General features: G+C 41.3%; 23 protein-coding genes, 1 tRNA gene and 1 riboswitch. Of the genes, 15 read left to right on the forward strand and 9 right to left on the reverse strand.

What is annotated here, in order from left to right; all coding sequences use genetic code 11:
• Positions 1-118 precede the first annotated feature (118 nt).
• On the reverse strand, positions 119-1,312 hold the full coding sequence (gene sucC / locus Q0K96_RS01320) for an ADP-forming succinate--CoA ligase subunit beta (RefSeq protein ID WP_297332205.1): 1,194 nt from the start codon (positions 1,310-1,312) through the stop codon (positions 119-121).
• A 162-nt stretch (positions 1,313-1,474) separates the two neighbouring features.
• Between sucC and Q0K96_RS01325 the strand changes: the two genes are divergently transcribed.
• The 4 genes from Q0K96_RS01325 (at position 1,475) to Q0K96_RS01340 (ending at position 4,592) form a co-directional block, all read left to right on the forward strand.
• Complete coding sequence (locus Q0K96_RS01325; RefSeq protein ID WP_297332206.1) at positions 1,475-1,897, forward strand: hypothetical protein; 423 nt, start codon at positions 1,475-1,477, stop codon at positions 1,895-1,897.
• 104 nt (positions 1,898-2,001) lie between these two features.
• On the forward strand, positions 2,002-3,231 hold the full coding sequence (gene lysA, locus Q0K96_RS01330; protein WP_297332207.1) for a diaminopimelate decarboxylase: 1,230 nt from the start codon (positions 2,002-2,004) through the stop codon (positions 3,229-3,231).
• An 87-nt stretch (positions 3,232-3,318) separates the two neighbouring features.
• A complete protein-coding gene (locus Q0K96_RS01335) occupies positions 3,319-3,705 on the forward strand; it encodes a hypothetical protein (protein ID WP_297332208.1) in 387 nt (128 codons plus the stop codon).
• A gap of 59 nt (positions 3,706-3,764) precedes the next feature.
• Complete coding sequence (locus tag Q0K96_RS01340; RefSeq protein WP_297332209.1) at positions 3,765-4,592, forward strand: HAEPLYID family protein; 828 nt, start codon at positions 3,765-3,767, stop codon at positions 4,590-4,592.
• A 31-nt stretch (positions 4,593-4,623) separates the two neighbouring features.
• Here the strand turns inward: Q0K96_RS01340 and Q0K96_RS01345 are convergent, their stop codons facing one another.
• Positions 4,624-5,121 (reverse strand): hypothetical protein, encoded by a 498-nt coding sequence (locus tag Q0K96_RS01345; protein WP_297332210.1) that lies wholly within the window; start codon positions 5,119-5,121, stop codon positions 4,624-4,626.
• A gap of 36 nt (positions 5,122-5,157) precedes the next feature.
• Here Q0K96_RS01345 and Q0K96_RS01350 point away from each other — a divergent pair, with 36 nt between their 5' ends.
• The 3 genes from Q0K96_RS01350 to Q0K96_RS01360 all read left to right on the forward strand — a co-directional run bounded on the left by Q0K96_RS01350 (position 5,158) and on the right by Q0K96_RS01360 (position 7,939).
• The gene (locus tag Q0K96_RS01350) at positions 5,158-5,700 is read left to right on the forward strand and encodes a hypothetical protein (protein WP_297332211.1); all 543 of its coding nucleotides are present in this window, start codon (positions 5,158-5,160) and stop codon (positions 5,698-5,700) included.
• Positions 5,701-5,782: 82 nt separating this feature from the next.
• Entirely contained in the window at positions 5,783-7,201 is a 1,419-nt protein-coding gene (locus tag Q0K96_RS01355) for an alkaline phosphatase (protein WP_297332212.1), read from the forward strand.
• A 108-nt stretch (positions 7,202-7,309) separates the two neighbouring features.
• Positions 7,310-7,939, forward strand: coding sequence for a YiiX family permuted papain-like enzyme (locus Q0K96_RS01360; protein ID WP_297332213.1), 630 nt, complete (start codon positions 7,310-7,312; stop codon positions 7,937-7,939).
• A gap of 376 nt (positions 7,940-8,315) precedes the next feature.
• Here the strand turns inward: Q0K96_RS01360 and Q0K96_RS01365 are convergent, their stop codons facing one another.
• A complete protein-coding gene (locus tag Q0K96_RS01365; RefSeq protein WP_297332214.1) occupies positions 8,316-9,260 on the reverse strand; it encodes a nitronate monooxygenase in 945 nt (314 codons plus the stop codon).
• A gap of 8 nt (positions 9,261-9,268) precedes the next feature.
• A complete protein-coding gene (locus Q0K96_RS01370) occupies positions 9,269-10,876 on the reverse strand; it encodes a S8 family serine peptidase (RefSeq protein WP_297332215.1) in 1,608 nt (535 codons plus the stop codon).
• Positions 10,877-11,009: 133 nt separating this feature from the next.
• Between Q0K96_RS01370 and Q0K96_RS01375 the strand changes: the two genes are divergently transcribed.
• From Q0K96_RS01375 to Q0K96_RS01385, 3 genes are all read left to right on the forward strand, one after another.
• Positions 11,010-11,864, forward strand: coding sequence for a DMT family transporter (locus Q0K96_RS01375; RefSeq protein ID WP_297332216.1), 855 nt, complete (start codon positions 11,010-11,012; stop codon positions 11,862-11,864).
• Between the two features lie 104 nt (positions 11,865-11,968).
• Positions 11,969-12,079: riboswitch (SAM riboswitch) on the forward strand.
• 150 nt (positions 12,080-12,229) lie between these two features.
• On the forward strand, positions 12,230-13,417 hold the full coding sequence (locus tag Q0K96_RS01380; protein WP_297332217.1) for a PLP-dependent aspartate aminotransferase family protein: 1,188 nt from the start codon (positions 12,230-12,232) through the stop codon (positions 13,415-13,417).
• A 7-nt stretch (positions 13,418-13,424) separates the two neighbouring features.
• Positions 13,425-14,648: a homoserine dehydrogenase gene (locus Q0K96_RS01385; protein WP_297332218.1), complete on the forward strand. Its 1,224-nt coding sequence runs from the start codon at positions 13,425-13,427 to the stop codon at positions 14,646-14,648.
• Between the two features lie 55 nt (positions 14,649-14,703).
• Here the strand turns inward: Q0K96_RS01385 and Q0K96_RS01390 are convergent, their stop codons facing one another.
• On the reverse strand, positions 14,704-15,300 hold the full coding sequence (locus tag Q0K96_RS01390; protein ID WP_297332219.1) for a DUF1684 domain-containing protein: 597 nt from the start codon (positions 15,298-15,300) through the stop codon (positions 14,704-14,706).
• Between the two features lie 99 nt (positions 15,301-15,399).
• Between Q0K96_RS01390 and Q0K96_RS01395 the strand changes: the two genes are divergently transcribed.
• From Q0K96_RS01395 to Q0K96_RS01410, 4 genes are all read left to right on the forward strand, one after another.
• Positions 15,400-16,617 (forward strand): MFS transporter, encoded by a 1,218-nt coding sequence (locus Q0K96_RS01395; RefSeq protein WP_297332220.1) that lies wholly within the window; start codon positions 15,400-15,402, stop codon positions 16,615-16,617.
• A 107-nt stretch (positions 16,618-16,724) separates the two neighbouring features.
• Positions 16,725-17,084: a BlaI/MecI/CopY family transcriptional regulator gene (locus tag Q0K96_RS01400; protein ID WP_223051990.1), complete on the forward strand. Its 360-nt coding sequence runs from the start codon at positions 16,725-16,727 to the stop codon at positions 17,082-17,084.
• A 1-nt stretch (position 17,085) separates the two neighbouring features.
• Positions 17,086-19,134: a M56 family metallopeptidase gene (locus Q0K96_RS01405; protein ID WP_297332221.1), complete on the forward strand. Its 2,049-nt coding sequence runs from the start codon at positions 17,086-17,088 to the stop codon at positions 19,132-19,134.
• 92 nt (positions 19,135-19,226) lie between these two features.
• On the forward strand, positions 19,227-19,367 hold the full coding sequence (locus tag Q0K96_RS01410; protein WP_297332222.1) for an SsrA-binding protein: 141 nt from the start codon (positions 19,227-19,229) through the stop codon (positions 19,365-19,367).
• Here Q0K96_RS01410 and Q0K96_RS01415 read toward each other — a convergent pair.
• Positions 19,364-19,876 (reverse strand): adenine phosphoribosyltransferase, encoded by a 513-nt coding sequence (locus tag Q0K96_RS01415; protein WP_297332223.1) that lies wholly within the window; start codon positions 19,874-19,876, stop codon positions 19,364-19,366. The genes Q0K96_RS01410 and Q0K96_RS01415 overlap by 4 nt on opposite strands.
• Before the next feature lie 115 nt (positions 19,877-19,991).
• Here Q0K96_RS01415 and Q0K96_RS01420 point away from each other — a divergent pair.
• Positions 19,992-20,065: transfer RNA gene (locus Q0K96_RS01420), tRNA-Arg, on the forward strand.
• Here Q0K96_RS01420 and Q0K96_RS01425 read toward each other — a convergent pair.
• The 3 genes from Q0K96_RS01425 to traN form a co-directional block, all read right to left on the reverse strand.
• Positions 20,031-21,581, reverse strand: coding sequence for a recombinase family protein (locus Q0K96_RS01425; protein ID WP_297332224.1), 1,551 nt, complete (start codon positions 21,579-21,581; stop codon positions 20,031-20,033). The genes Q0K96_RS01420 and Q0K96_RS01425 overlap by 35 nt on opposite strands.
• 508 nt (positions 21,582-22,089) lie before the next feature.
• Positions 22,090-22,887, reverse strand: coding sequence for a hypothetical protein (locus Q0K96_RS01430; RefSeq protein ID WP_297332225.1), 798 nt, complete (start codon positions 22,885-22,887; stop codon positions 22,090-22,092).
• Between the two features lie 11 nt (positions 22,888-22,898).
• Positions 22,899-23,696: a conjugative transposon protein TraN gene (gene traN, locus Q0K96_RS01435; protein WP_297332226.1), complete on the reverse strand. Its 798-nt coding sequence runs from the start codon at positions 23,694-23,696 to the stop codon at positions 22,899-22,901.
• Positions 23,697-23,726 lie beyond the last annotated feature (30 nt).

The raw sequence follows: 23,726 nt of genomic DNA on the forward strand, positions 1-23,726 counted from the left end.
AAGTTTAAAAATATTCGGTAAATTTTCTTTTTCATAGTTAATTAATCCATTATTATAAAAAACGAAAAAGCCCTCGCAAAATTGTGAGGGCTTTCTTGTATTTTAGAATATTATTGTATTAGCTCAAAGCCGCTTTTACCTGGTCTGCAGCTTCCTGGAATAAGGTAGCTGAAAGGATAGGCATGCCGGAGTTATCTATAAGTTCTTTTGCTATCTCGGCATTTGTACCCTGTAAACGCACAATAATCGGCACTTTAATAGAGTCGCCCATGTTCTTGTAAGCGTCAACCACACCCTGGGCAACACGGTCGCAACGAACAATACCACCAAAAATGTTGATAAGTATGGCTTTTACGTTCGGGTCACGAAGGATGATACGGAAAGCTGTTTCAACCCTTTTTGCATCGGCAGTACCACCCACGTCAAGAAAGTTAGCCGGCTCAAAGCCTGCATATTTAATAAGGTCCATCGTTGCCATTGCAAGACCTGCACCGTTAACCATACAGCCTACGGTACCATCAAGGTCAACATAGTTAAGCCCTACTTCTTTTGCCTCAACCTCAATTGGGTTTTCTTCACGCACATCGCGCATATCGGCATATTTCTTTTGCCTGTAAAGAGCGTTGTCATCAAGCACCACTTTAGCATCTACGGCAAGTATCTTGTTGTCTGAAGTTTTAAGAACCGGGTTTATCTCGAAAAGAGATGCATCGCTTTCTGTGTAAGCTTTGTAAAGCGCGTGTACAAACTGTACCATTTCTTTAAAAGCGTTGCCCGAAAGGCCAAGGTTAAACGCAATCCTCCTTGACTGGAATCCCTGTAACCCTATGGCCGGGTCTATTTCTTCTGTAAATATCAGGTGAGGTGTTTTTTCGGCAACTTCTTCTATATCCATACCGCCTTCGGTAGAGTACATGATCATGTTGCGGCCTTTACCCCTGTTAAGGAGTATAGACATATAAAACTCTGAAGTTTCACTTTCTCCGGGATAGTAAACATCTTCGGCAATAAGTACTTTGTGTACTTTTTTACCTGTAGGGGGAGTTTGCGGCGTGATAAGGTCCATACCTATAATCTGCTCGGCAAGCTCTTCTACCTGCTGAAGGTTTTTTGCAAGCTTAACGCCACCGCCTTTACCGCGTCCTCCGGCATGTATCTGTGCCTTAATAACGTGCCACTGAGTACCTGTTTCTGCTGTAAGTTCTTTTGCAGCGGCAACGGCCTCAACTGGATTGTTGGCAACAATACCTTTCTGAACGCGAACGCCATGGCTGGCAAGTATTTCTTTTCCCTGATATTCGTGTAAATTCATAATTAATGCGTTTATCTTATTAAAAGTGGAACAAAAATAGCAAAATACATCCAATGGCTGAAAGTATTTTTAAAAATTTTACTGCTAAAAAGCTATAGATAACAATTACTAAACGCAACCAAACTTTAAGCGCTGCATCTTTATAAATAAAAACCTTAAATCATGAAAACAAAACTTTTGTCCGTTGTGCTGTTTGCCCTTTTGTTTATATCCTGTTCTGATGATGACAGAAGGCTACCCTACTCTGGTGAGCCGTTAGAGCCGGCAACATGGCAGCTTGTAAACGTTAGCGGCTCTATAGCCGGTATTGATGACGATTTTGAAGCTGGTGCAGTGAAATGGACTTTTAATACGGATAATACGGTAACCGTAGTAAATACTAATACCGATGAGGCAAAGACTGATTTCTTCGACTCGGGTAATTATACTTACGGATATGTGGAGAACACAGACTCTCCCGAAGCCTGCCAGAATACTATAAAGATCTCCAACATTGATTTTGGATGTGTAAACGTGACAGGAAACACTATGCGTTTTACACAGCCTTATGCTGATGGCTACATACTGACTTTTGAAAGAATATAAATATTATTGTTACATTTATAACATTTTGTTACATTTTGTGAAAGAGTTGTCAGCATCTTGTACCGCAGGAATTTGCAGTTTAATTTTGCTGCAAATTATTAATGATGGAAACTACACATTTATTGCAGCTTGCCGAAGAATTCGGGAGTCCGCTTTATATATATGATGCTGCAAAAATAGAAGCGCAGTATAACAGGCTTACAAATGCTTTTAGCAAAGTAAACGGCCTTCGTATCAATTATGCTGTAAAGGCACTCAGCAACATTTCAGTGCTTAAGTTCCTGAAACAGTTAGGCTCCGGGCTTGATACCGTTTCCATACAGGAAGTACAGTTAGGGCTTATGGCAGGTTATGCCCCCGAAAAGATTATATATACACCGAATGGTGTATCTATGGAAGAAATCGAGGAGGTAGCCGCACTTGATGTCCAAATAAATATTGATAACCTCAGTATCCTGGAACAGTTTGGCACAAAGCATCCTTCAACGCCCGTTTGCATACGTATTAACCCGCATGTAATGGCAGGGGGCAACAGCAACATATCTGTAGGGCATATCGACAGTAAATTCGGTATATCCATACACCAAATGCCGCACCTGCTGCGCATTGTAGAAAATACAGGTATGCACATAAACGGTATTCATATGCATACCGGCAGCGATATACTGGATATAGAGGTATTTTTATATGCCGCCGAAATACTGTTTAAAGCAGCTTCCAACTTTAAAGAACTGGATTTCATCGACTTTGGAAGCGGCTTTAAAGTACCCTACAAAAAAGATGATATACAAACCAATGTAGAAGAGTTGGGCAAAAAGCTGACTAAGCGTTTTAACAGCTTCTGTAAAGAATACGGGCGCGATTTAACCCTTTGTTTTGAGCCGGGTAAATTTCTTGTAAGTGAAGCCGGTTACTTCCTTGCAAAGGTTAATGTGGTTAAACAAACTACATCTACTGTTTTTGCTGGGATTGACAGTGGCTTTAACCACCTGATACGCCCCATGCTCTATGGCTCATACCACCATATCGAGAACCTGAGCAACCCAAAAGGCAAAGAGCGTTTTTACAGCATAGTAGGCTATATATGTGAAACTGACACCTTTGGCAACAACCGCCGCATTGCCGAAATTAAAGAAGGTGATATTTTATGCTTTCGTAATGCCGGGGCATACTGCTTTAGTATGGCAAGCAATTACAACTCGCGCACCCGCCCTGCTGAGGTGCTCTGGCTAAACGGCAAAGGCCACCTGATACGCGAAAGGGAAACGTTTGATGATATTATACGCAGGCAGGTAGTGCTCGATTTTGATGCTGTCCCTGCACTTGCAGAGTAAATTCAATCAGGTTATATATTTACTTTACGAAAACCCACCATACAGGCGGGTTTTCTTTTTTTGGATTTATTGGTTAGCTTTGCAACTATGCAGAACAAGCCACTACATTTTACGTTAAGATGGATGAGCCTCTTTATGGCACTATACATCCTTAACCTTAGTGTAGATGCTCCTGATGCACATATTCATGCGGTAAAAGACAACCTCAACATAAACGACCAGGAAAGTGTTATAGAAATTATTGTTGAAAAAGTGCTTGACTTTGAAAACGCTATACCTGAATATGACGATGATGATACGGAAAGCTCATTAAAAAAAGAGAAAAGCAATACTTTTTATCTTATACCTGCCCTTGTTGTTCAACAACACAATCGGTACCATTTTGTAACAGTTAAAAAGTTTTACCATTATATTGAAAACACAGCAGAAAGCTGCTTTGAAATTCCCTCTCCTCCTCCCGATTTCCTGATATAAATTTTTCAGCCTGCGCTGCTAAAGCGCAAAATCATTAATTTATAAATCAGGAAACTCTCATGAATCTTAAACCATTTTTTGGTGGCGTTGCGTTGTGCTTTGCCACCCTGCAAACCTTTGCACAAACCGATACCATAATATCTAATGAAGAAAAGCTGCCGGCTAAAGTGCTGCACGCAGAGCCACTTTATATCGACCTAATCCGTGACCTTGGGGCACGAAAAGGCGAACGGGAATGGAATGTTGGACTCGGCCTTACCGACAAAACAACCTATGACGAATATACTGCTTTGGTGGAATATGAATGGGCACCCGCCGACAGGCTGGGGCTCGAAGTGGAGCTTCCATTCTCGTTTCACTATCCCGTTAGCGGAAGTGATACAAATGCACCTGGCAACCGCTTACAGAGCTTTAAATTTGCAGGACAATATTCGTTTTTTGTATCGGATAAGATAAATACATCTATGGCAATTGGATACATACACGAATTTGAGCTAACCGATTTTGGCAGTTATGACAGCGAACAGTTGGTTACAGGTAATGTATATAATCCTTTTTTAGTGATTGCCAAAAGCTGGCCCTACAACCTGCACTCGCTTATATATACAGGCCCGAGGATAATACATCATTTTAAGCATAATGAAACGGTTACCGACTGGGAGATAAACTCTAACATACACTATATGATTCCCGGTACAAGAAATTTTGTAGGGATAGAGTTTAACAAAGTAATAAACGGTAATGATTTCGATATGACTATTAGGCCGCAGATGCGTGTTGGCTTTGCCGATAATTTAATGATTGGCATTGTAACCGGCATCCCTGTTAACCGTGAAAACGAACGATTCAGTTCATTTCTCAGGCTTATATATGAGCCTAAGCACTAACGAGAAAATCCCGCCGTGAGCGGGATTTTTATTACATAGCATCATAAATGCTTTTGGCTGCCTTTAGCATATCAAGCGTTGGCTTACCTTCTTTATCTTTTGGCCATGTGTGGTGGGCTATACCCGCGCCACTATAAATATGGGTAGGCTTATATATATTGCTTACCAAATTTATTGACTCTTTTTCAGCTTTGCTTCCAACTGTAAAGTAATAATTTATATCCGAAGGACTGTGCAGCGCAAAAAAGTATTTTGAATAACACAGGATTTCAAACTCAGGTAACTGGCCTAAATCAATTTCTTTTTCACTCAGAAATGTATACAGGTGCACACTGCCCTCTCTTTCTACATAAACATTAAATTCATTTGACGCGTTTTTCCAGCATACCGGGGTGCATTTTATATACTTATAGGAGTAGTCGCTGTTGCTATCGCCCGATGGCATATTACTCGTTACCTGTGCTTTGCCTGTAAATGATAATAAAAATAAGGTAATGAGTAATACCCGGGTTTTCAAAATAATCTTCATATTTGGATGTTTTATTTCAAATTTAAAAAATTTATAATGAATCTTGCTAAAAAAATTGCTGCAGTGGTTTCTATTATCCTGATATGTACAATAGTAGCAGGAATATACGGAATCTTACACGACCAGATAACGTACAGCATTTCGCCTGAATATTATACAAAATTCAAGTTTATTCAGTTCAGATTATTAGAAGGCAATGATACACCTATCCGAAATCTGCGCCTTTTGGTGGCAGTGACAGGATGGATGGCTACATGGTGGGTCGGGTTTATTATTGGTATTATCCTATCAATGCCGGCATTAAGGCAAAACTCATTGAGAGCAATGATAACAACATCTGTAAAGGCAATATTAATAACTATAGCCGTTGCTATTATCAGTGGTATAGCAGGCTACACTTATGGAAGTTTAATTATGATAAATCAGCCTGAAACGTATGCTGGCTGGTATTTACCGGCAAGCGTTACAGATATCAACAGCTTTGTAATTGTGGGCAGTATTCATAACTTCAGCTACATGGGCGCACTGGTTGGGCTTATTATAGCTATATATTTTAATTTCCGGAAAAAGCAGGCATAAAATACATAACCAAGAAATAACAATCCGTAATAAAACCTTCTTGGCAGAGTTTATTATATTTGGCAAATAATGAAACTTTAAAATGGACAGGAGAAAGTTTTTCAGGAACGGCTCGCTTTTTACACTTGGGGCAACCGTTGCAGCGCCTTTTAAAACAACAACAGGGCTATTAGATTTTGATACTGCAGGGAAAAATAAAAAAGCCAAAAATATTATATTCCTTGTGAGCGACGGTATGAGCAGCGGCACGCTAAACATGGCCGATTTGTACCTTAGCCGTAAAACCGGTAAAGGTTCTAACTGGCTCCAGCTATACCGCGATAACAGGGTGGCACGTGCCCTTATGGATACTGCTTCGGCAAGCTCTGTAGTAACCGATTCGGCAGCGGCAAGTTCTTCGTGGGGTGGCGGTGCAAGGGTTAACAACGGCTCATTAAACGTGGGGCCTAAAGGCGAAAAGCACCTGCCCATATGGCAAAAGTTTAAAAAAGCAGGTAAAATGGCAGGCTGCGTTACAACAGTGCCCATTACCCATGCCACACCTGCCGGATTTTGCGTAAACAGCGACAGCAGGAATGCAATGCCGCAAATTGCTGAAGATTACCTTGAGCTTGGTTTTGATGTAATGATGGGTGGCGGCAATAATTACTTTGATGCTGCCAAACGTAAAGATAAAAAAGACCTGTATGCCGCTTATAAAGCAAAAGGCTGGCAGGTGGTGCGAAACCGCAACGAAATGATGCAGGCCGCCGAAGGTAAAAAAATACTGGGTGTTTTTGCTGATGAAGGCATGCCCTACAGCCTTGACAGGAAAAGCAACAGCGAAACAGAAAAGAAAGTACCTACACTGGCAGAAATGGCAAAAAAAGCCATAGACCAGATGAAAGGCCATAAAAACGGGTTTGTGCTTCAGGTGGAGGCAGGTAAAGTGGACTGGGGTGCACATGCTAATGACTTAGGCGCTTTGCTCTATGACCAGCTTGCTTTTGACGAGGCTGTAAAAACTGCAATGGATTTTGCCGAAAAAGATGGTGAGACATTTGTAATTATAACCACCGACCACGGTAACGCCAACCCGGGTATTATTTATGGCAAAGAGGCTAATGATAATTTTGACAACCTGCAAAACTTTACCCAAACCAACGAGTGGGTACTTAACGAAATAAAGCCTGATTTTACAGTTGCCAAAGTAAAGGAAATAATTAAATATGCCAACGCACATACCGTTACCGATGAGCAGGCTAAATTTATTTTAGGGCATTATACCGGTGATTTAGACAAAGAAGACGGGCTTTATAATTATAAAAAACTCCCGTTTAAAGCGTTTGCCGAAATGCAGAAAGAATATACCTCTGTAGGTTGGATAAGCATGGATCATTCCGCTGATTATGTAGAGTTGGCTATGTTTGGCCCGGGCAGCGACCTGCTTAAGCCTTTTGTAAAGAACACCGACCTGCATTACCTGATGCTTCAGGCAGCGGAAGTGGAGAATAAGTTTTAATTTACTGCTTAAATAATACTATCGGGCTGTTTCAGATTGTTCTTGTAAAGACTTTTGAAACAGCCTCTTTTTTTATATTTTTAAGGGTAATTTTTCATCATAAAACATATGAAATTTTTATTGGCTATCATCAGCATTACATTATTTACATCATGCAAAACAGATACTAACGGTAGTATTACAAGCGATAACATACTTTTACAGGAAGGCGATATTATTTTCCAAACGTCAGAATCGGAACAAAGTAAAGCAATACAGCTTGCAACAAATTCGCCTTATTCGCATTGTGGTATTATTTTTAAACAAGATACCAGTTACTATGTCTATGAGGCAATACAACCTGTTACAAAAACTCTACTCAAAGAATGGATTAAAAGGGGAAAAGACAACCATTATGTTATAAAACGACTTATAAACGCCGACAATGTACTTACAGATGAAGCACTTTTAAGAATGAGAGAAACAGGCAAAGCCATGAGTGGCAAAGATTATGACTTGTATTTTGAATGGAATAATGACAAAATATATTGCAGCGAATTGGTATGGAAAATCTATAAAGAAGGTACAGGACTGGAAATTGGCAAAACACAGCAACTAAAAGATTTCAGCCTTTCAAATAGTATTGTACAGCAAAAACTAAAAGAACGCTTTGGTGAAAATATACCTTTAAATGAAAAAGTTATTTCACCTGCTGCAATTTTTAATAGTAGTTTGTTATATACCGTCTATGAAAACTAAAGTTATACTCTTTATTGCTGTTTACAGTATAATTTATACAATGGTAGTGCTTTTTATAAGCACTAATGATTTTGCAGTTTCTGTAATACCTGGATGGCATCAGATGATTATGAGTAATGGTCAATTACTTTTAATATTATCAACCAGCCTGATCTTTATAACCGGGGTTTACAGTTACTTCATTTATATAAGAAAAAGGAGAACAATCTCCTTTTATCCTTACTTAGTTTTTTCTATTCCGTTACCTGTAGTAGTTGTATTATCGCTTCTAAATTATATACAGCACACAAATATTATTTTTTGTGCGATAATTTTTATGATAGGACAAACATACTTTATAATCCTACTTTTCTTCCATTACATTAAGGATTATATACTAAAAAGCCAAAGCTGAAGCCTCTCTTTTGGCCTGTTCAAAATCAGCTATTATTTCCTGTAGTATCTGGGCGGCTGGTTTAATGTCATGTATAAGCCCTGCTATCTGCCCTATTTCAAGCTCCCCCTCCTCAAGGTCGCCTTCAAACATGCCTTTTTTAGCGCGTGCGCGGCCTAAAAGTGCTTTAAGGTCATCTACTGTTGGCGACTTGGCGTAAAGCGCTGTAACATCATTAAAGAACTTATTCTTTATAAGCCTTACGGGTGCAAGCTCTTTCAGGGTTACATGGGTATCGCCGTCTTTAGCCGCTACTATGGCGCGTTTAAAATTTTCGTGTGAGGAAGACTCTACCGAAGCGGCAAAGCGGCTGCCAATCTGCACGCCATCGGCTCCCAGTATCATGGCGGCAAGCATTCCGCGCCCCGTGGCTATACCCCCTGCGGCTATAAGCGGCACCTGCAACTGTTCTTTTACCATAGGTATCAGCGTAAAGGTGGTGGTTTCCTCACGCCCGTTATGCCCACCTGCTTCAAAGCCTTCAGCTACAACGGCATCAACACCTGCTTCCTGGGCTTTCAGCGCAAACTTAACGCTGCTTACCACATGCACAACTGTTATACCTTTTTCTTTAAGGAAAGCTGTCCATGTTTTGGGGTTTCCCGCAGAGGTAAATACTATTTTTACCCCCTCCTCTACTATAATATCCATTATCTTTTCAATATCCGGGTACAGCATGGGTACATTAACCGCAAAAGGCTTATCAGTAGCTTTTTTGCATTTTTGTATGTGTTCCCTTAAAACTTCGGGGTACATAGATCCGGCACCAATAATGCCAAGCCCGCCTGCGTTGCTTACTGCGCTTGCCAGTTTATAACCACTTGCCCAAATCATTCCCGCCTGTATTACAGGATATTGTATATTAAAAAGTTCTGTAATTCTGTTCATTCTATTTATTATCGTTTCACTAATTTTCCTGATTGTGTGCTTTTTGCCGACTGTAGTAAAAATGTATAGATACCGCCCGGCAATGTCTGTACCGAAAAAGCAGGTTTGTTTTTTGTAACTGTGGCTTTATACACCTGCTGCCCAAGCCCGTTATAAATTATAATTTCGGCATCGCTTTCTAAACCTGACACCATAACATATTCTGTTGCAGGGTTAGGGCTTATTACTAATGATTTTTTCTCAATTTGCTGAGCCGATGCCGTATCAAGGGCAAGGGCAAAATCGGGTATTCCATAGCCATATTCGTTATCAGGATTATTAAAGCGGTCGGCAGATTGCTTTACAAGCGCTACAATTTCGGCATTGGTAAGCTCAGGCAGCGCCTGCCAAAGGCATGCCACAAGCCCGCAGGTAATGGGACCAGAAAAGGAGGTGCCACTTGCCGCAACAATTGACCCGGATGTATTAGACACTGCCGAGGCAACACCCCTTGCCATAACATCGGGCTTTATGCGTCCGTCAAAGGTCGGGCCAATAGAGCTGAAGGGAGAGCGTATCTCCTCTCCGTTTACAGCACCAACTGCCAGTGTGGTAGTTGCCTCTGCGGGCATTGCTGCATAAGGATCTTCGCTGTTACCTGAGTTTCCTGCAGATGTTACACAAACCATTCCGCGCGAAAAGGCAATATTAGCACCGCGCGATATAAAAGAAGTTTGCCCGTTTAAATCTTCATAGGTATAATCATAAGCAGGGTTATCATATTTAAAATAACCCAAAGATGTATTGATAATATCAACCCCCAGGCTATCGGCAACCTCGGCCGCCTCCACCCAATAGGATTCTTCAACCGGGTTTTCACTTTCGGCATCCTCTGTCCTGAATAAATAGTAAAGTGCATCCGGTGCTGTACCTGCATACTCGCCCTCAAGGTAGCCACCCATAGTAGAAAGTACCAGCGTGCCGTGTGTATCGGTAACCGAGTAAACATCTTCCGACTCTGTTACAAAATCATAAGTACCCAGCACCTGCCCATTATCAAACAGCCGCTGAAAGGGTGTTGCTGTATCTACCCCGGGAAACCCTGAATCCATAACCGCTATGGTAATGCCTGTGCCTGTATAATCCTGCTGGTGCAGCAGGTGCCCGTTCAGCATAACTATCTGGTTTTGTGCGGCGCCATAATCAAAATCGGCCTGGGTTTCTAAAAATTTGTTTACGGTTTGCATTTGTTCCGGCTGTAGCAGCCGCCCTGATGTATTAAGCAGCTTATTGGCAAAATCTACAGATTCAACAAATTCTAATTCCGTGAGAGCATTTATGGCTTCCTCTGTACCTCGAATGTGCAAAGCATTGAGCCATTTTGATTTTGCCATTACCGTAATGCCGGGCGCAGTTGTTACCGCAGTTACATATGGTTCATGCAGCGGAACATCGGTAACATCTAAGGCTATACCCTGTACTGCACGCCTGTTAAGCGCTTTTTGTGATAGCATCTGCAAAGGGTTGGCCAGATAAAAATCCGCATCAGGCTTATCGGTAAAATATATCCAAGCGTCTTCCTGCGCGCGGGCAACAACTGCGGTAAATAACAGCAGGTATATAATAATTTTTTTCATAGCGTTATAGCAAATAAACATACGGATTTCTTACACCTTAACGTGTAAAAACCCAAAGATACAAAAGATTACAACGATATAATTGCCGCTGTTACATCAAAACGTGTTATTTTTGCGCGAAATTTTTTAGCCGATGCTATACCTCATACTGAGCATAATATGCAGTGTTACTGTGGGAATTATCTTTAAAGTGATAAGAAAGTTCCCTGTCTCTGTTATGCAGGTAGTAATGTGGAATTATGTGGCAGCGCTATTGCTTTGTTATTTTGTTTTTGAGCCTTCTGTTGCAGAAGCCGGCGGAGATGCGCCCTGGGTTATATATGGCGCGTTGGCTATATTACTACCCTCTATATTTCTGTTTCTTGCTGCATCTATAAGGCACATGGGGATAGTGAAAACAGACGCCGCGCAACGGCTTTCTTTAATTATCCCTATACTGGCTTCTTACTTTATCTTCAGAGAAGATTTTAATATCTTAAAAATAACGGGGTTAATAATAGGGTTTCCCGCTATATGGCTTATTTTAATGAAAAGTGACGGGGCAAAAAGCAGGAAATGGATTTTTCCGGCAGTAGTGCTTGTGGGCTTTGGCGTTGTAGATATACTTTTTAAACAAATTGCACTGTATACTACCATAACCTACACAACATCCTTATTCCTTGTTTTTGCCGGGGCGTTATTTGTGTCGGTACTGCTGGTGGTTAACGATATACTTACCTGCAATACAAAACTTAATTTCAGAAATATTATTTTCGGAATAATTACAGGGCTTTTTAATTTTGGTAATATCCTTTTTTACCTCAAAGCGCACCGTGCATTTGCAGATAATCCTTCCACTGTTTTTGCAAGTATGAATATTGGTGTAATTGTTTTAGGCAGCGTTGCAGGCGTATTTATATTTAAGGAAAAGATGTCAATTTTAAATTATGCAGGTATCTTTCTTGCGCTTGCAGCAATACTTTTCATAACACTTTCGCAGGTTTATTAAAAAATAAATACTTGAATTACAGCTTTATATAAATTTTTAAAAATTTTATTTGGAAAATTAAAAGTTTCTGCTCTAACTTTGCCACAAGTTCTTTTAGAAAATTATTCTTATCCAGAAAGACTGAGGGAGTTGACCCTGTGACGTCTTGGCAACCTGTCCGCATACGGCGGATAAGGTGCCACTTTCAACCGCGCACAAGCGTGGAAAGATAAGTTTAGAAACCAGTAGATAATAGCTCGAGATATTATGTGCCTTTCTGACTTATCGGAAAGGCATTTTTGTTTTATGCCCTTCCGGTAATGGATTTGGATAGTTTTTTATAAAACTAAACAATGTTTAATTAAATTTTCTAAATCAAAAAGGACATGAAAGAGCAAACACAAACACTGCACAGCATACCTGTAGATGCATTAACGGGAAGCATATCGGTGCCCATTTACCAAACCTCAACTTTTGTGCAGGAAGCGCCCGGCATACATAAGGGCTTTGACTATTCGCGCAGCAACAACCCCACCCGAAAAGCGCTGGAAGATTGTATTGCCCAACTTGAAAACGGCAGTAACGGCTATGCGTTTGCAAGCGGGCTTGCCGCTATAGATGCTGTTGTAAAGCTGCTTGAAACGGGCGATGAAATTATAGCTGTAGATGATATTTATGGCGGGGCATTCAGGCTGTTTACACACGTGTACCAAAAATTTGGCATTACCATTAAGTATGTAGATTCTACCAACAGTGCCAATATTGCAAATGCCATAAGTGCCGCAACAAAGCTTATCTGGATAGAATCGCCTACTAACCCTACCCTTAAAGTATCTGACATTGCTGCCATTGCGCAAATAGCAAAAGCATATAATATATTGCTGTGTGTAGATAATACTTTTGCATCTCCGGCGGCGCAAAAACCCATAAACCTGGGAGCCGATATTGTGGTACACAGCGCCACAAAGTATATTTCCGGCCATAGCGACCTTATTGCCGGGCTTGTGGTAACGGCAACACAACAGCTTGGCGATAAGATAAAATTTATTCAAAATGCAAGTGGCGCCATACTGGCCCCTTTTGATAGCTGGCTGGTTATACGCGGTATAGAAACCCTTTCGCTGCGCATAAGGCAACACTCTGAAAATGCCCAAAAAATAGCCGAATACCTACTGGAAGAAAAACTGGTAAAAAATGTGTATTACCCGGGTCTACCTTCGCACCACAACCATGAAATTGCTAAAAAACAGCAAAAATATTTTGGCGGGGTTATAGCTTTTGACCTGGCTATAGATGACAAAGAACTGGCATCTGCCATTGTTTCGGGGACAAAACTCTTTAAGTTGGCAGAAAGCCTGGGCGGTGTTAAAAGCCTGTGTTGCCTGCCCTGCGAAATGACACATAAATCTATCCCCGCAGAAAAAAGGTATAGCTCGGGGGTTACAGACAGCCTTATACGCTTATCGGTAGGGCTTGAGGATGCAGATGACCTTATTGAAGATTTAAAACAGGCGTTTGCAACAGCTTTACAGCAAAAGAACGCAGTTGAAAACACAGTAGTAACAGCTAATTAAACCGGAAATGTCGAGAAAAAATTTAAACATAGGGCTTTTTGGTTTTGGTTGTGTGGGGTATGGCCTTTATGAAGTACTGCAAAAAACACCGGGGCTAAAAGCCAATATCAGCAGGATATGCGTTAAAGATAAAAACAAGCCTCGTGAAATTGATTCACATCATTTTACGTATGATAAACATGATATATTAAATGATGAGAGCATAAACGTTGTTGTGGAACTAATAGATGATGCCGATGCAGCATTCGAAATAGTGGCGGCGGCGCTTAAAAAAGGGAAAGCGGTAGTATCGGCCAATAAAAAAATGGTAGCCGAACATTTTGAAGAACTGCTGCAATTGCAAAAGCAATATAATGTGCCGTTACTGTATGAAGCGGCAGCGTGTGCAAGTATGCCAATAATACGTAACCTTGAAGAGTATTATGATAACGACCTTTTAGAATCTATAGAAGGGATAGTGAATGGCTCTACCAACTATATACTTACCAAAACCATACAGGAAAACCTGAGTTATGAAACAGCACTAAAACAGGCGCAGGATAAAGGTTTTGCAGAAAGCAACCCGTTGCTGGATGTAGGCGGGTTTGATGCCAAGTATAAACTGCTGATACTACTTGCCCATGCTTTTGGGCATATAGCAAAACCCGATGAAATTATAAATATTGGTATAGATAACATTGGAGCGCTTGAGCTTAAATATGCGCGAGAAAAAGGGCTTAAAATAAAACTGGTAGCGCAGGCCTATAAAAACCCAAATGGTAAGATAACTGCCTTTGTACTACCAAAATTTGTAGGCGCTGAAAACAGGCTGTATCATGTAGATGATGTATTTAACGGGGTAATTACCAAAACCGCATTTGCCGATACGCACTTTTTTGTAGGACGCGGCGCAGGCGCGCACCCTACCGCATCGGCAGTACTATCAGATATATCTGCGCTTAGCTATGATTATAAATATGAATACAAGAAGATAGAGCGCGGCGAAGGCAGTGGCTTAACTCATGATGTATACCTTAAGGTATTGCTAAGGCACAGGCACGAAGATAATAGTATACTTAAAGACCATTTTGTAACTATTGAAGAATCATATACCAATAACCATTCGGCATATGTTACAGGAGTTATTTCGTTAACTAACCTGAAACAAATTGGTGAATTGTTTGGCGGAACGTCTTTCATCCTTATAGAAACCGTTACGGCACAACATTACCAGCCAGAACTTGTAAATTAGTGTTTTGTTAATAGAGGCACCGTTAAAAGGCAGTTATACTTTTTAAGCGGTGCTTTTATTTTTTATATTCCTTCACCCCGGCCTTTACTTCTACCATAAGGTCATTTTGCTGTGGTGGTATTGGGCAGGAATATTGATAATTATAAGCACAGTAAGGGTTATAGGCTGTATTAAAATCGATGTAAATTATATCGCCTTCCGGTACTTTAAGGTCAATATACCTGCCACCGCCATAGCTGCCATTGCCCGAAGTAAGATCTGTAAACGGCAGGAAAAGATGATCTTTATACTTTTCTTTTTTAGTCAGTTCTACATTGCGGAACACATCCAGTTTGCAATCTTTACCCATTAGCGTAAAATGCAGTTCGCCATACTTAACATATATAGGCTTTCGGTCTGTAGTGGTAGGCATCTCAAATGGCTTTTCATCGGGGGTACGCACCAGTTTTGCCTGCACACAATACTGCATATCTACTGGATAAAAATCAAGCGATTTAAATTTTTTCAGGTCTTTTTCAGTAAGAGGCGATTCTGCAGGATTGGCATATTCTGCATTAAGCTGCTTTTGGTAAGCAACAGCAGCTTCTTCATAACATTGTGCCTGTACTGATAGTATCCAGAAAAAGGCTACCAGGGTAAGTATAACTTTCATGCTTTTGTATTAATAATACAAAAATAACAATTTGCCCGCTAATAGTCCCGGTTAGGTAGTGTTCAAAATATGTACCTTTGCAGCTATAACCTTTTTAGAATGTTCCGTCTCGCCATAAACCGTTACCTTAACAACTTCAGGGGCTTTAGCCGCGAAATATGGATACTTGCAGCCATTACCTTTATTAACCGGGCGGGCACAATGGTACTGCCTTTCCTCTCTAAATACCTGAAGGAAGACCTGCATTTTGATTATGATGAAGTAGGTACGGTTATGGTGTTTTTTGGCTTAGGCTCTTTAATTGGCTCGTGGCTTGGCGGCAAGCTTTCAGACAAAATCGGATTTTACAAAATAATGGTCTTCAGCCTGTTTACTACAGGCATTGCTTTTTTTGTTATACAGCACGTTACGAGCTTTGTGGGTATGTGTGCCGCCATGTTTGGCATTATGGTTATTGCTGATATGTTCCGCCCTGCCATGTTTGTATCGCTTGGCGCTTATGCCAAACCCGAAAACCGCACCCGCGCGCTTACATTGGTGCGCCTTGCCGTTAACCTGGGGTTTGCTGCCGGCCCTGCACTGGGTGGGCTTATAATACTTGGCATTGGCTATAAAGGACTCTTTTGGGCAGATGGTGCAAGCTGTATTATATCCATCACCTTGTTCTGGCTTTTGGTTAAAGAAAAAAAGAAACAACCCACAGATACGGCCCATGCGGTTGTAACCAATAAATATCACAGCGTTTTGCATGACGGTCCTTATATGCTTTTCCTGCTCAGCAGCTTTTTAACCGCTGTAACATTTTTTCAACTGTTTACCACGCTGCCGCTATACCATAAAGAGGTTTACGGGCTAACAGAGTTTCATACCGGCTTACTTATGTCTTTAAACGGACTTTTGGTATTCGCGCTAGAAATGCCTTTTGTAGGCTACTTTGAGCGCAAAAAAGTGGCAAAGCTTAAAATTGTGCTGTGGGGCTCTTTCTTAATGGGATTAAGTTTTTATGTACTTCTTTTAAATGTATGGCTGGGTGTGCTTATAGTCGGGCTGCTTTTCCTCACTTTCGGCGAAATGTTTTGCTTTCCTTTCTCCAACTCTTTTGCTATGGGCAGGGCGCCACGAGGCCACGAAGGCAGATATATGGCATTCTACACCATGACCTTCAGCATGGCACATATAGTAAGCGCAAAAGCTGGTATGGGTATAATAGACGAATGGGGCTATAACACCAACTGGGTTGTTATGGGCAGTGCAGGCATGCTTGCCATGTTATGTATTGTGCTGTTACAATATAATTTACGCAGTGAATATAAATAATTTACCTCTGCAATACAATATTTAACTAACGATTCAGTTATTTAACTATAAATATAGTTTGAAAACTAAAAAAATAGTTTTAGCTTTGTTTATATAAATACTGAACCATGCAAAAACTGACAAACAAGGAAGAAGAAATCATGCATATTTTATGGAAGCTGGAAAAAGCTTTTGTAAAAGATGTGCTTGCAGAAATTAAAGACGACAAGCCTCATTACAACACACTTTCTACCATTATAAGAAACCTGGAAGAAAAAGGTTATGTGGGCCATACGGCTTATGGCAACACACACCAGTATCATCCTGTAATAACAAAAGAAGAATACAGGCAGGGGTTCATGAACAACGCAATACAAAACTACTTTAATAACTCTTATAAAAGTATGGTATCCTTTTTTGCGAAGGAAGAGAAGATAAGTGCAGAAGAATTACGCGAAATACTCGAAATGATCGAAAAAAAGAAATGATATGGAAAACCTTATCATATACCTGCTAAAGGCATCGGGGCTGGTGGCTGTTTTTTATACAGCTTACTACACCCTGCTGAGAAAAGAAACTTTTTTTACCTCTAACCGCAGCTTTCTGCTGGCCGGGCTGGTAACATCAGCTGTAATGCCGCTACTGGTACTAACGCATACCGTATGGATAGAAGCTACAGAAAAAGTACAGGTACAACTAACGCCTGAGGAACTGCAACAATACCTGCAAATGCAACAAATGGCTGCGCTGCAAAGCGAACCGGAACCCATTAACTGGTATAATATAGCAGGTTATATTTATGTTGCAGTGGCAGTGTTCTTTTTGTTCAGGTTTTTATACCAGCTGTATTTAGTAAGGAAGATGCTAAAAGGTGAAAAAATCATTAAGCAAAATGGCTTTAAATATATTGATTCTGAAACTGTACAGTCGCCGTTCTCATTTTTCAGCTACATTGTTTATAATTCGAAGTTACTGACAGATAACGAACTCGAAAATGTACTAAGCCATGAAAAAGTACATAGCAGGCAAAAACATTCTGCTGATATGATAATCAGTAACCTGTTTTGCATACTGTTGTGGTTTAACCCTTTTATATGGTTCTATAAAAAAGCGGTGGCACAAAACCTTGAATTTATTGCCGATGCAGAAGCCATAAAACAAATAGCCGATACCAAAGCTTATCAAAAAACATTATTAAAAATAACAGTACAGCCCGAATGTACTGCAATCATCAATCACTTTTATCAATCATTAATCAAAAAACGAATCGTTATGCTTAACAAAAAACAATCTAAAACACGGAACTCCTGGAAGTATGCCGCTGTACTACCGGTACTTATTGCCTTTATGGTTTTGTTTCAGCTCGAAGTAAGGGCACAACAGACGGAAGCGACTGAGAAATCTGTTTATATTGAAAGCACTAAAGTTGCCCTTGAAGTGAATAAAGACAGTAAAGACGAGGCGCTTGAAGCAGAGAAAAGTTTCTTTAAGTCGGAATATAATGTTGATGTTAATTTTTCCGCAATTAACCGTAATGATAAAGGAGAAATAACTGCCATAAAAGTTACCATTAACGATGGTACTGACGAGAGCGTGTACCAGGTTAAAGGCTCTAAGCCCATAAAAGCCTTCACGGTTGAACTGACTACAGACAATAACGGTAACGTTAAAACAGGCTTTGGCGTAGCGCAGGGGCTTAAAATCAGTGCAGGCAGTATTGATGTTAATAATACTGATGAAGATACCTTATTCCTTAACAGGCAGGATGTACTGAAAGACAGAAATGCAATCAGGAACAGGCAGGGCTTTGGAGAAACGGCTGTGCAGCAACCTGCAGCCGGTGACGGACACTGGACATTAAGCAGTTGGAAGTTTGGCGATAAAGATGCACTTGTAATTATAAACGGTGTAAAACAGGAGAAAGGTGAGCCTATAAAAATTTCGCTTGATGAGGAACTTAGCGAAGTAAAAGTGCTTACCGCAAAAGAAGCCAAAAAGAAATATGGTAAAGAAGGTAAAAACGGTGCTATGGAGGTTACTACAAAAAAAGAGCAGAGAGGCCGCTTTACTACCCACACATTTACTGAAACATTACCTGCGGGTACGAAGGTATATATTGGAAATGAAGGACTTGATTATGATGTTATAATGGCAGAAGTTGCCCGAATGCGCGAGCTGGCAAACGTTGATTTTGCAGTTTCTGAATTTGTGCTTGCCGACAGGCTGAAAGCGTTAGGTGAACTTACTCCCGAAGAGGTAAAAGCAATTAGAGAACAATTGGAGGAGGCTCAGGAAGCTGTCCGCAAACTTGGAAGCGGCAACTACGAGACGTTACGTTTTAGTACTGAAGAATTTGAAGAGGCAAGGCAGGCCATGGAAGAAGCCCGTGCAGCTTTAGAGGAAAAAAGGAATGAACTGGAAACCAATAGAAGAATGCTTAATGAAAAGATTCAGGAAGAGCATAAAAAGCAGGCTGAAGAAAAACGTAAAGCTGCAGAAGAAAGAAGAAAGGAAGCAGAAAAACAAAGAAAAATTTAAAAGGTTACTTCATCTTAAATACTTAATTATGAGTTAAGGCGGCTTTATGAGAGCCGCTTTTTTTGTAACTTTATAGTATTAATATCTGAGCTATGTTTAAGATACTCGCAAAAATAAACAAATGGCTGTTACCCAATTATACTAAAGAACAATTGGATTTAGCAAAAGCCACCAAGCTGCAAAAAGCAATAATTGCCTGGAAATATTATGTTACTACCCGCGCCGTAGATTAATAAAAAAGTGGTGCAGCAATATCATATTGCTTAATTTTCTCGCGCCCGTTAAGAAAAGAAAGTTCCATCAAAAAGTTACACTGCACAATAGTGCCTCCTAGCCTTTCTATAAGTTCGCACACCGCTTTGGCTGTTCCGCCTGTTGCAAGTACATCATCATGAATAATAACCCGCTCGCCTTTAGTTATGGCATCGGTATGTATTTCTAAAGTATCAGAGCCATATTCAAGTTCGTAAGACGCCGAAAGAGTTTCATAGGGCAGCTTCCTGGGCTTGCGCACCGGTACAAAGCCTGCGTTAAGCTTGTAAGCAAGTAACGTAGCAAAAAAGAAGCCCCTGCTCTCTACCCCTACCACTTTATCAATCTTTTCATTATGCAGGTTCTCTGCCAGTAAATCAAGGCAGGTTTTTACGGCTTCAGGATTTGCAAGTAAAGGCGTAATGTCTTTAAAAGCAATTCCCGGTTTCGGAAAATCCTGTATTTCACGTATATACTTTTCTATATTCATTTTTTTAGGTTTTTATTAGTTATGCATTTGCAAGTTAATCAATATTATTCTATATTTGCACCCGCAAACAACAATACGGAAGTTCGCTAGAAACAACCGATTTTGTTAAGCAAATGGCCTCGTGGCGCAACTGAATAGCGCATCTGATTACGGCTCAGAAGGTTACAGGTTTGAATCCTGTCGAGGTCACTACTCGGGACAAAAGATAAAAATCGTCTTTTGTCCCGTTTTTTTTGACATCTAACTCTTTGTTTACCAAATAGATACAATTGACTATTTCGTTGACTCGAGCGGTTTGGAAATCGTTTCCGCGAAACGTAAAATTTTCGGGATAAATTAAACCAATCAGGTCACGGGCTTCGGTTAACGAGCTTTTCTCAAGCGCCTCACCAAGCTTTAAAAGATTGTCAATCCCTTTATTCATAAGCTGTTCGATACTTCCCCGGTCGTCACCGACTTCACTTAGCTGCCGCTCTAATTTTTGGATAATTGTACTGTACTCGTTTTTCATGAGGTTGTAGTCATCCACATCTATCTTTTCGGTAACTAAAAGGTTCCTTGCAGAAGAAAGCTTTTTCTCGTATTCCGCAATCTGGTCAAGTGCCTTTCTTTTTTCTGATGAGACGAAGCCGGTATGTTCACGATAAGCTTCCAGCAGCACAGCAGCATAAAGTTTCTTAACCGCGGGAAGTGGCTTGAACCGGTTGAGCTGCTCTGTAAATAAGTGGTTGGCCAAATCGGAATTTATGCGGTACTTGCAAACCTTATCGCAGTGATAGTAATAATAATGCTTGTGCCGGCCTTTGCACTTGCTTCCTGTCAGCTTGCTCCCGCATTGCGGGCACATGAAGAAGCCCCTGAGCGGGAAGTTTTCCGTGGTAAGGGCTTTTGGCCTGTAGGTTCTCTTTTTTCCATCCAGGACGTCCTGGACACGGTAAAATAAGCCTTCGCTTAAAATGGGCTCATGCTGCCCTTCCACCCAAATCTCATCTTCGTCCTTATATTTAGGTACGATGATCTTTCCTGCGTAAAGCGGATTCCTTAGCATTACCCAAAAATTGCTTTTAGTCATTTTCAGGCCTCTGTCCTTAGCCAAATGATAAATCGACTCGGTGCTGAATGCCTCTTTGGCGACCTGCTCAAAAATCCATACGACCATAGCGGCATCCTTTGGAACCGGCGCTATATATTTTTTACCTGTTTCGGTAACCTTATTAGCGAAGCCAAACGGAGCCATTCCCATATACCTGCCCTCTTTTCTTGCCCTTCGTATTCCGTGGAAAGTATTGAGCGCCCTCCTGTCGTTCTCAACCTCGGGGGCAGCAAGGTAAAATGCCAGCATCATCTTGTTTTCAGGGACACTGAGATCCAGTGGCTGCTCGATGGCCTGCGGTTCCACACCGAGCTTTCTCAGCAGGTTGATCATCTGATAGGCATCGCCCGCATTTCGGCTGAACCTGTCCCATTTAAGGAAGAGTACTAAATCAACCTTATTTTTGTTCTTTTTCAGGTTAAGCAATAGTTTCTTCCATTGCGGCCTGTTGAAAGTTTTGGCAGAATGGTCCTCGTAGATGACATTGCGTATCTGTATCGCATTGATGCTGCAGTATTTGCGGAGCATTTCTTCCTGGTTTCGCTGCGAGTAGCCTTTTTCAGCCTGCTCATCTGTGCTTACCCTTACATATAAATCGGCTATCTTGCTCATAATCCTGTCCTTAAATGGTTTGACACGGCTATATTAGCCAATTTCCTCAAGAAAAACAATATTTCCCGCGCCTGTTCAAGGGTGATATCCATACCTTCGGACCGCATTAGGCGATACGCCTTTTCCGGTGTAAGTTTTGTATTGCTAAAATCCATTTCCCGTTCCATCGTCGTTATATTTAGCAAAAAAAGCCCCTTCCGGGGCTCCTATTTGACACTACTCGATTCTATAAATAATATCCTGCTGGGAACATTCTTTTTCTTAGAAGGGTTATATCGTATATACCCATAACTATCAAGGTCCTTTATACATCTGCAATAAGTCTTCAGCGCTGATATTTTTGCGATCTCCATTATATCGCGGCTGTATGCCCTGACCGGATTGCACCCGCCGCTTTTCACGCTATAGTGCAGCACAGCGGCGAATATGCCGATATGCGTTGTACTGATACGATGGTCATTGCGGATACGTTCGAAGAAGCCGGTTAGTAAGCCTGATGGCTCCACGGTTACAAGGATTGCTTTTTACGGCGCTGCTTCTTTTCCTGCTGTTCACCCGGACCATCATCTTCCGCTGCAGACTGCGTCTTCTTAGCCTCATGCTTCTGGTCTTTTCCCTGTGCCTGGGACTGCTCTTGTTCTTTGGCCTGCCTGGTATCGAGGCGCTTATGGTTGGCATCGTAGATGGTGAGCGTCTTAAACTGTGGGCTTGCTTCAATGTACTGCTTTACCTCCTGCCCGTCCTTGAGAAAGGTGGCCGACTGCCTGTTTCCCTTCTTTAGGGAGTTGAGCAGGTCTTCCTTGTGGGAGGGATTGTCCAGCTCCTTGATGGGATGCTTCGAAATAACCGCATCGATATCATAACCGTAATTTTCGTGGTAGTGCTTTTGGCGGAAGTTCCCATTCGCATCGGCATCCTTAAAGTCAAGCTGTACCCAGGCGTTGTAGGTCTCGCCTTCTCTGTTGGTAAGATCCTTGTTGACTGCCCTGCCCTCCATGAGGTTGTAGGCTTCCTTCAGGGTGATATTGCTTCCCTTATTGATATAGAAGGTCTGTTCCAGGGATTCAGGTTTGCCTTCTTTTTGTAGATTGACTTTATAAGAGTTAAAGAAATAAAGATCCGTCTGGTCGGATTTCCTGAAATTAAGTTCAGCGGAGACTTTATCGTCGCCGTAGAAGGCGTCGTGCTTCAGGCTGAAAGTGGCCTGTTGCTGCTCGATATTCTGCCTTAACTCACCCTCAAGGGCTTCACCGAAGCCCGTATACTTTACCTGGTCTTTCAGGTAGTCAAAATTTTTCTCGTTCATGATCGTATGTTTTAGTTATTGCTGAATGTAGGCAGCGGTTGTACTTCATCTGCCTTGGAATTCCTTACCTTGATTTGAAGGTGCCTCCCCCCGGATTTTTCTGTCAGCTGCAGGTAGAGGTTTTTCTTGTCGGGTATCGTAAATTTTGGAAGCACGGCAATAAAGGTTTTCACGCCGCGGGCCGGTATTTTTTCCGGTAGCTGCCAGTAGGCTAATGGGGTTATATCCACTTCCTGTGATGCGGTTCGCTTGCTCCTTTTTTGGTCTTTGACAAAAAAACGGAGCTGATCGATATCATAACTTATATTGCTTTCATTGGCAATTGTTATGCGGTAGAAGAAGTAATCATCCACAACGAACATCCCCGTAATGGAAAAGGTGATATCGTAATCGCTTTCCTTAATGATAATGCGGCTGCGATCATGGTACGCTGCTGACGCCAAAGCATTGATTCGGTCAGCTTTCTCATGTTCTTCAAGAGTGGCCGATCCCGGCTTTTCGTTGCTGCTGAAATCATAAGCAAGCGAACCGGGCTCAGCATTATAGCATATTTGGAAATTATACAGCTTGCCGTCTGTGGTGACAACAGTAAGGTTGGACTGCATAAATTGTTCCTGTGCAGCTTTTATCTGCAAAACGTTCTCAATACCCTTAGGTTTTTGTGCCAGTATATCCTGGCTGCCCCTGTCCACACTTACAATGGGGTACGGAAATAGAAGGCTCGTGGTCTGCTGTTCCGATATATCGATCAGGCGTGTTATGGGTAAGGCTGTTCCTGATTGCGCCAGGATTGGCCATGGCAGGGTCAATAATAGGATTCTGATAATGACTTGGATATT

Source organism: Flavobacterium sp., assembly GCF_024305175.1.
In the GTDB taxonomy this organism is placed as follows: Bacteria; Bacteroidota; Bacteroidia; order Flavobacteriales; family Flavobacteriaceae; genus Flavobacterium.

What these genes read in the sequence shown, in the direction of transcription:
- sucC (WP_297332205.1), bottom strand. Translation starts at nt 1,312, where the DNA reads ATGAATTTACACGAATATCAGGGAAAAGAAATACTTGCCAGCCATGGC.
- Q0K96_RS01325 (WP_297332206.1), top strand. Translation starts at nt 1,475, where the DNA reads ATGAAAACAAAACTTTTGTCCGTTGTGCTGTTTGCCCTTTTGTTTATA.
- lysA (WP_297332207.1), top strand. Translation starts at nt 2,002, where the DNA reads ATGGAAACTACACATTTATTGCAGCTTGCCGAAGAATTCGGGAGTCCG.
- Q0K96_RS01335 (WP_297332208.1), top strand. Translation starts at nt 3,319, where the DNA reads ATGCAGAACAAGCCACTACATTTTACGTTAAGATGGATGAGCCTCTTT.
- Q0K96_RS01340 (WP_297332209.1), top strand. Translation starts at nt 3,765, where the DNA reads ATGAATCTTAAACCATTTTTTGGTGGCGTTGCGTTGTGCTTTGCCACC.
- Q0K96_RS01345 (WP_297332210.1), bottom strand. Translation starts at nt 5,121, where the DNA reads ATGAAGATTATTTTGAAAACCCGGGTATTACTCATTACCTTATTTTTA.
- Q0K96_RS01350 (WP_297332211.1), top strand. Translation starts at nt 5,158, where the DNA reads ATGAATCTTGCTAAAAAAATTGCTGCAGTGGTTTCTATTATCCTGATA.
- Q0K96_RS01355 (WP_297332212.1), top strand. Translation starts at nt 5,783, where the DNA reads ATGGACAGGAGAAAGTTTTTCAGGAACGGCTCGCTTTTTACACTTGGG.
- Q0K96_RS01360 (WP_297332213.1), top strand. Translation starts at nt 7,310, where the DNA reads ATGAAATTTTTATTGGCTATCATCAGCATTACATTATTTACATCATGC.
- Q0K96_RS01365 (WP_297332214.1), bottom strand. Translation starts at nt 9,260, where the DNA reads ATGAACAGAATTACAGAACTTTTTAATATACAATATCCTGTAATACAG.
- Q0K96_RS01370 (WP_297332215.1), bottom strand. Translation starts at nt 10,876, where the DNA reads ATGAAAAAAATTATTATATACCTGCTGTTATTTACCGCAGTTGTTGCC.
- Q0K96_RS01375 (WP_297332216.1), top strand. Translation starts at nt 11,010, where the DNA reads ATGCTATACCTCATACTGAGCATAATATGCAGTGTTACTGTGGGAATT.
- Q0K96_RS01380 (WP_297332217.1), top strand. Translation starts at nt 12,230, where the DNA reads ATGAAAGAGCAAACACAAACACTGCACAGCATACCTGTAGATGCATTA.
- Q0K96_RS01385 (WP_297332218.1), top strand. Translation starts at nt 13,425, where the DNA reads ATGTCGAGAAAAAATTTAAACATAGGGCTTTTTGGTTTTGGTTGTGTG.
- Q0K96_RS01390 (WP_297332219.1), bottom strand. Translation starts at nt 15,300, where the DNA reads ATGAAAGTTATACTTACCCTGGTAGCCTTTTTCTGGATACTATCAGTA.
- Q0K96_RS01395 (WP_297332220.1), top strand. Translation starts at nt 15,400, where the DNA reads ATGTTCCGTCTCGCCATAAACCGTTACCTTAACAACTTCAGGGGCTTT.
- Q0K96_RS01400 (WP_223051990.1), top strand. Translation starts at nt 16,725, where the DNA reads ATGCAAAAACTGACAAACAAGGAAGAAGAAATCATGCATATTTTATGG.
- Q0K96_RS01405 (WP_297332221.1), top strand. Translation starts at nt 17,086, where the DNA reads ATGGAAAACCTTATCATATACCTGCTAAAGGCATCGGGGCTGGTGGCT.
- Q0K96_RS01410 (WP_297332222.1), top strand. Translation starts at nt 19,227, where the DNA reads ATGTTTAAGATACTCGCAAAAATAAACAAATGGCTGTTACCCAATTAT.
- Q0K96_RS01415 (WP_297332223.1), bottom strand. Translation starts at nt 19,876, where the DNA reads ATGAATATAGAAAAGTATATACGTGAAATACAGGATTTTCCGAAACCG.
- Q0K96_RS01425 (WP_297332224.1), bottom strand. Translation starts at nt 21,581, where the DNA reads ATGAGCAAGATAGCCGATTTATATGTAAGGGTAAGCACAGATGAGCAG.
- Q0K96_RS01430 (WP_297332225.1), bottom strand. Translation starts at nt 22,887, where the DNA reads ATGAACGAGAAAAATTTTGACTACCTGAAAGACCAGGTAAAGTATACG.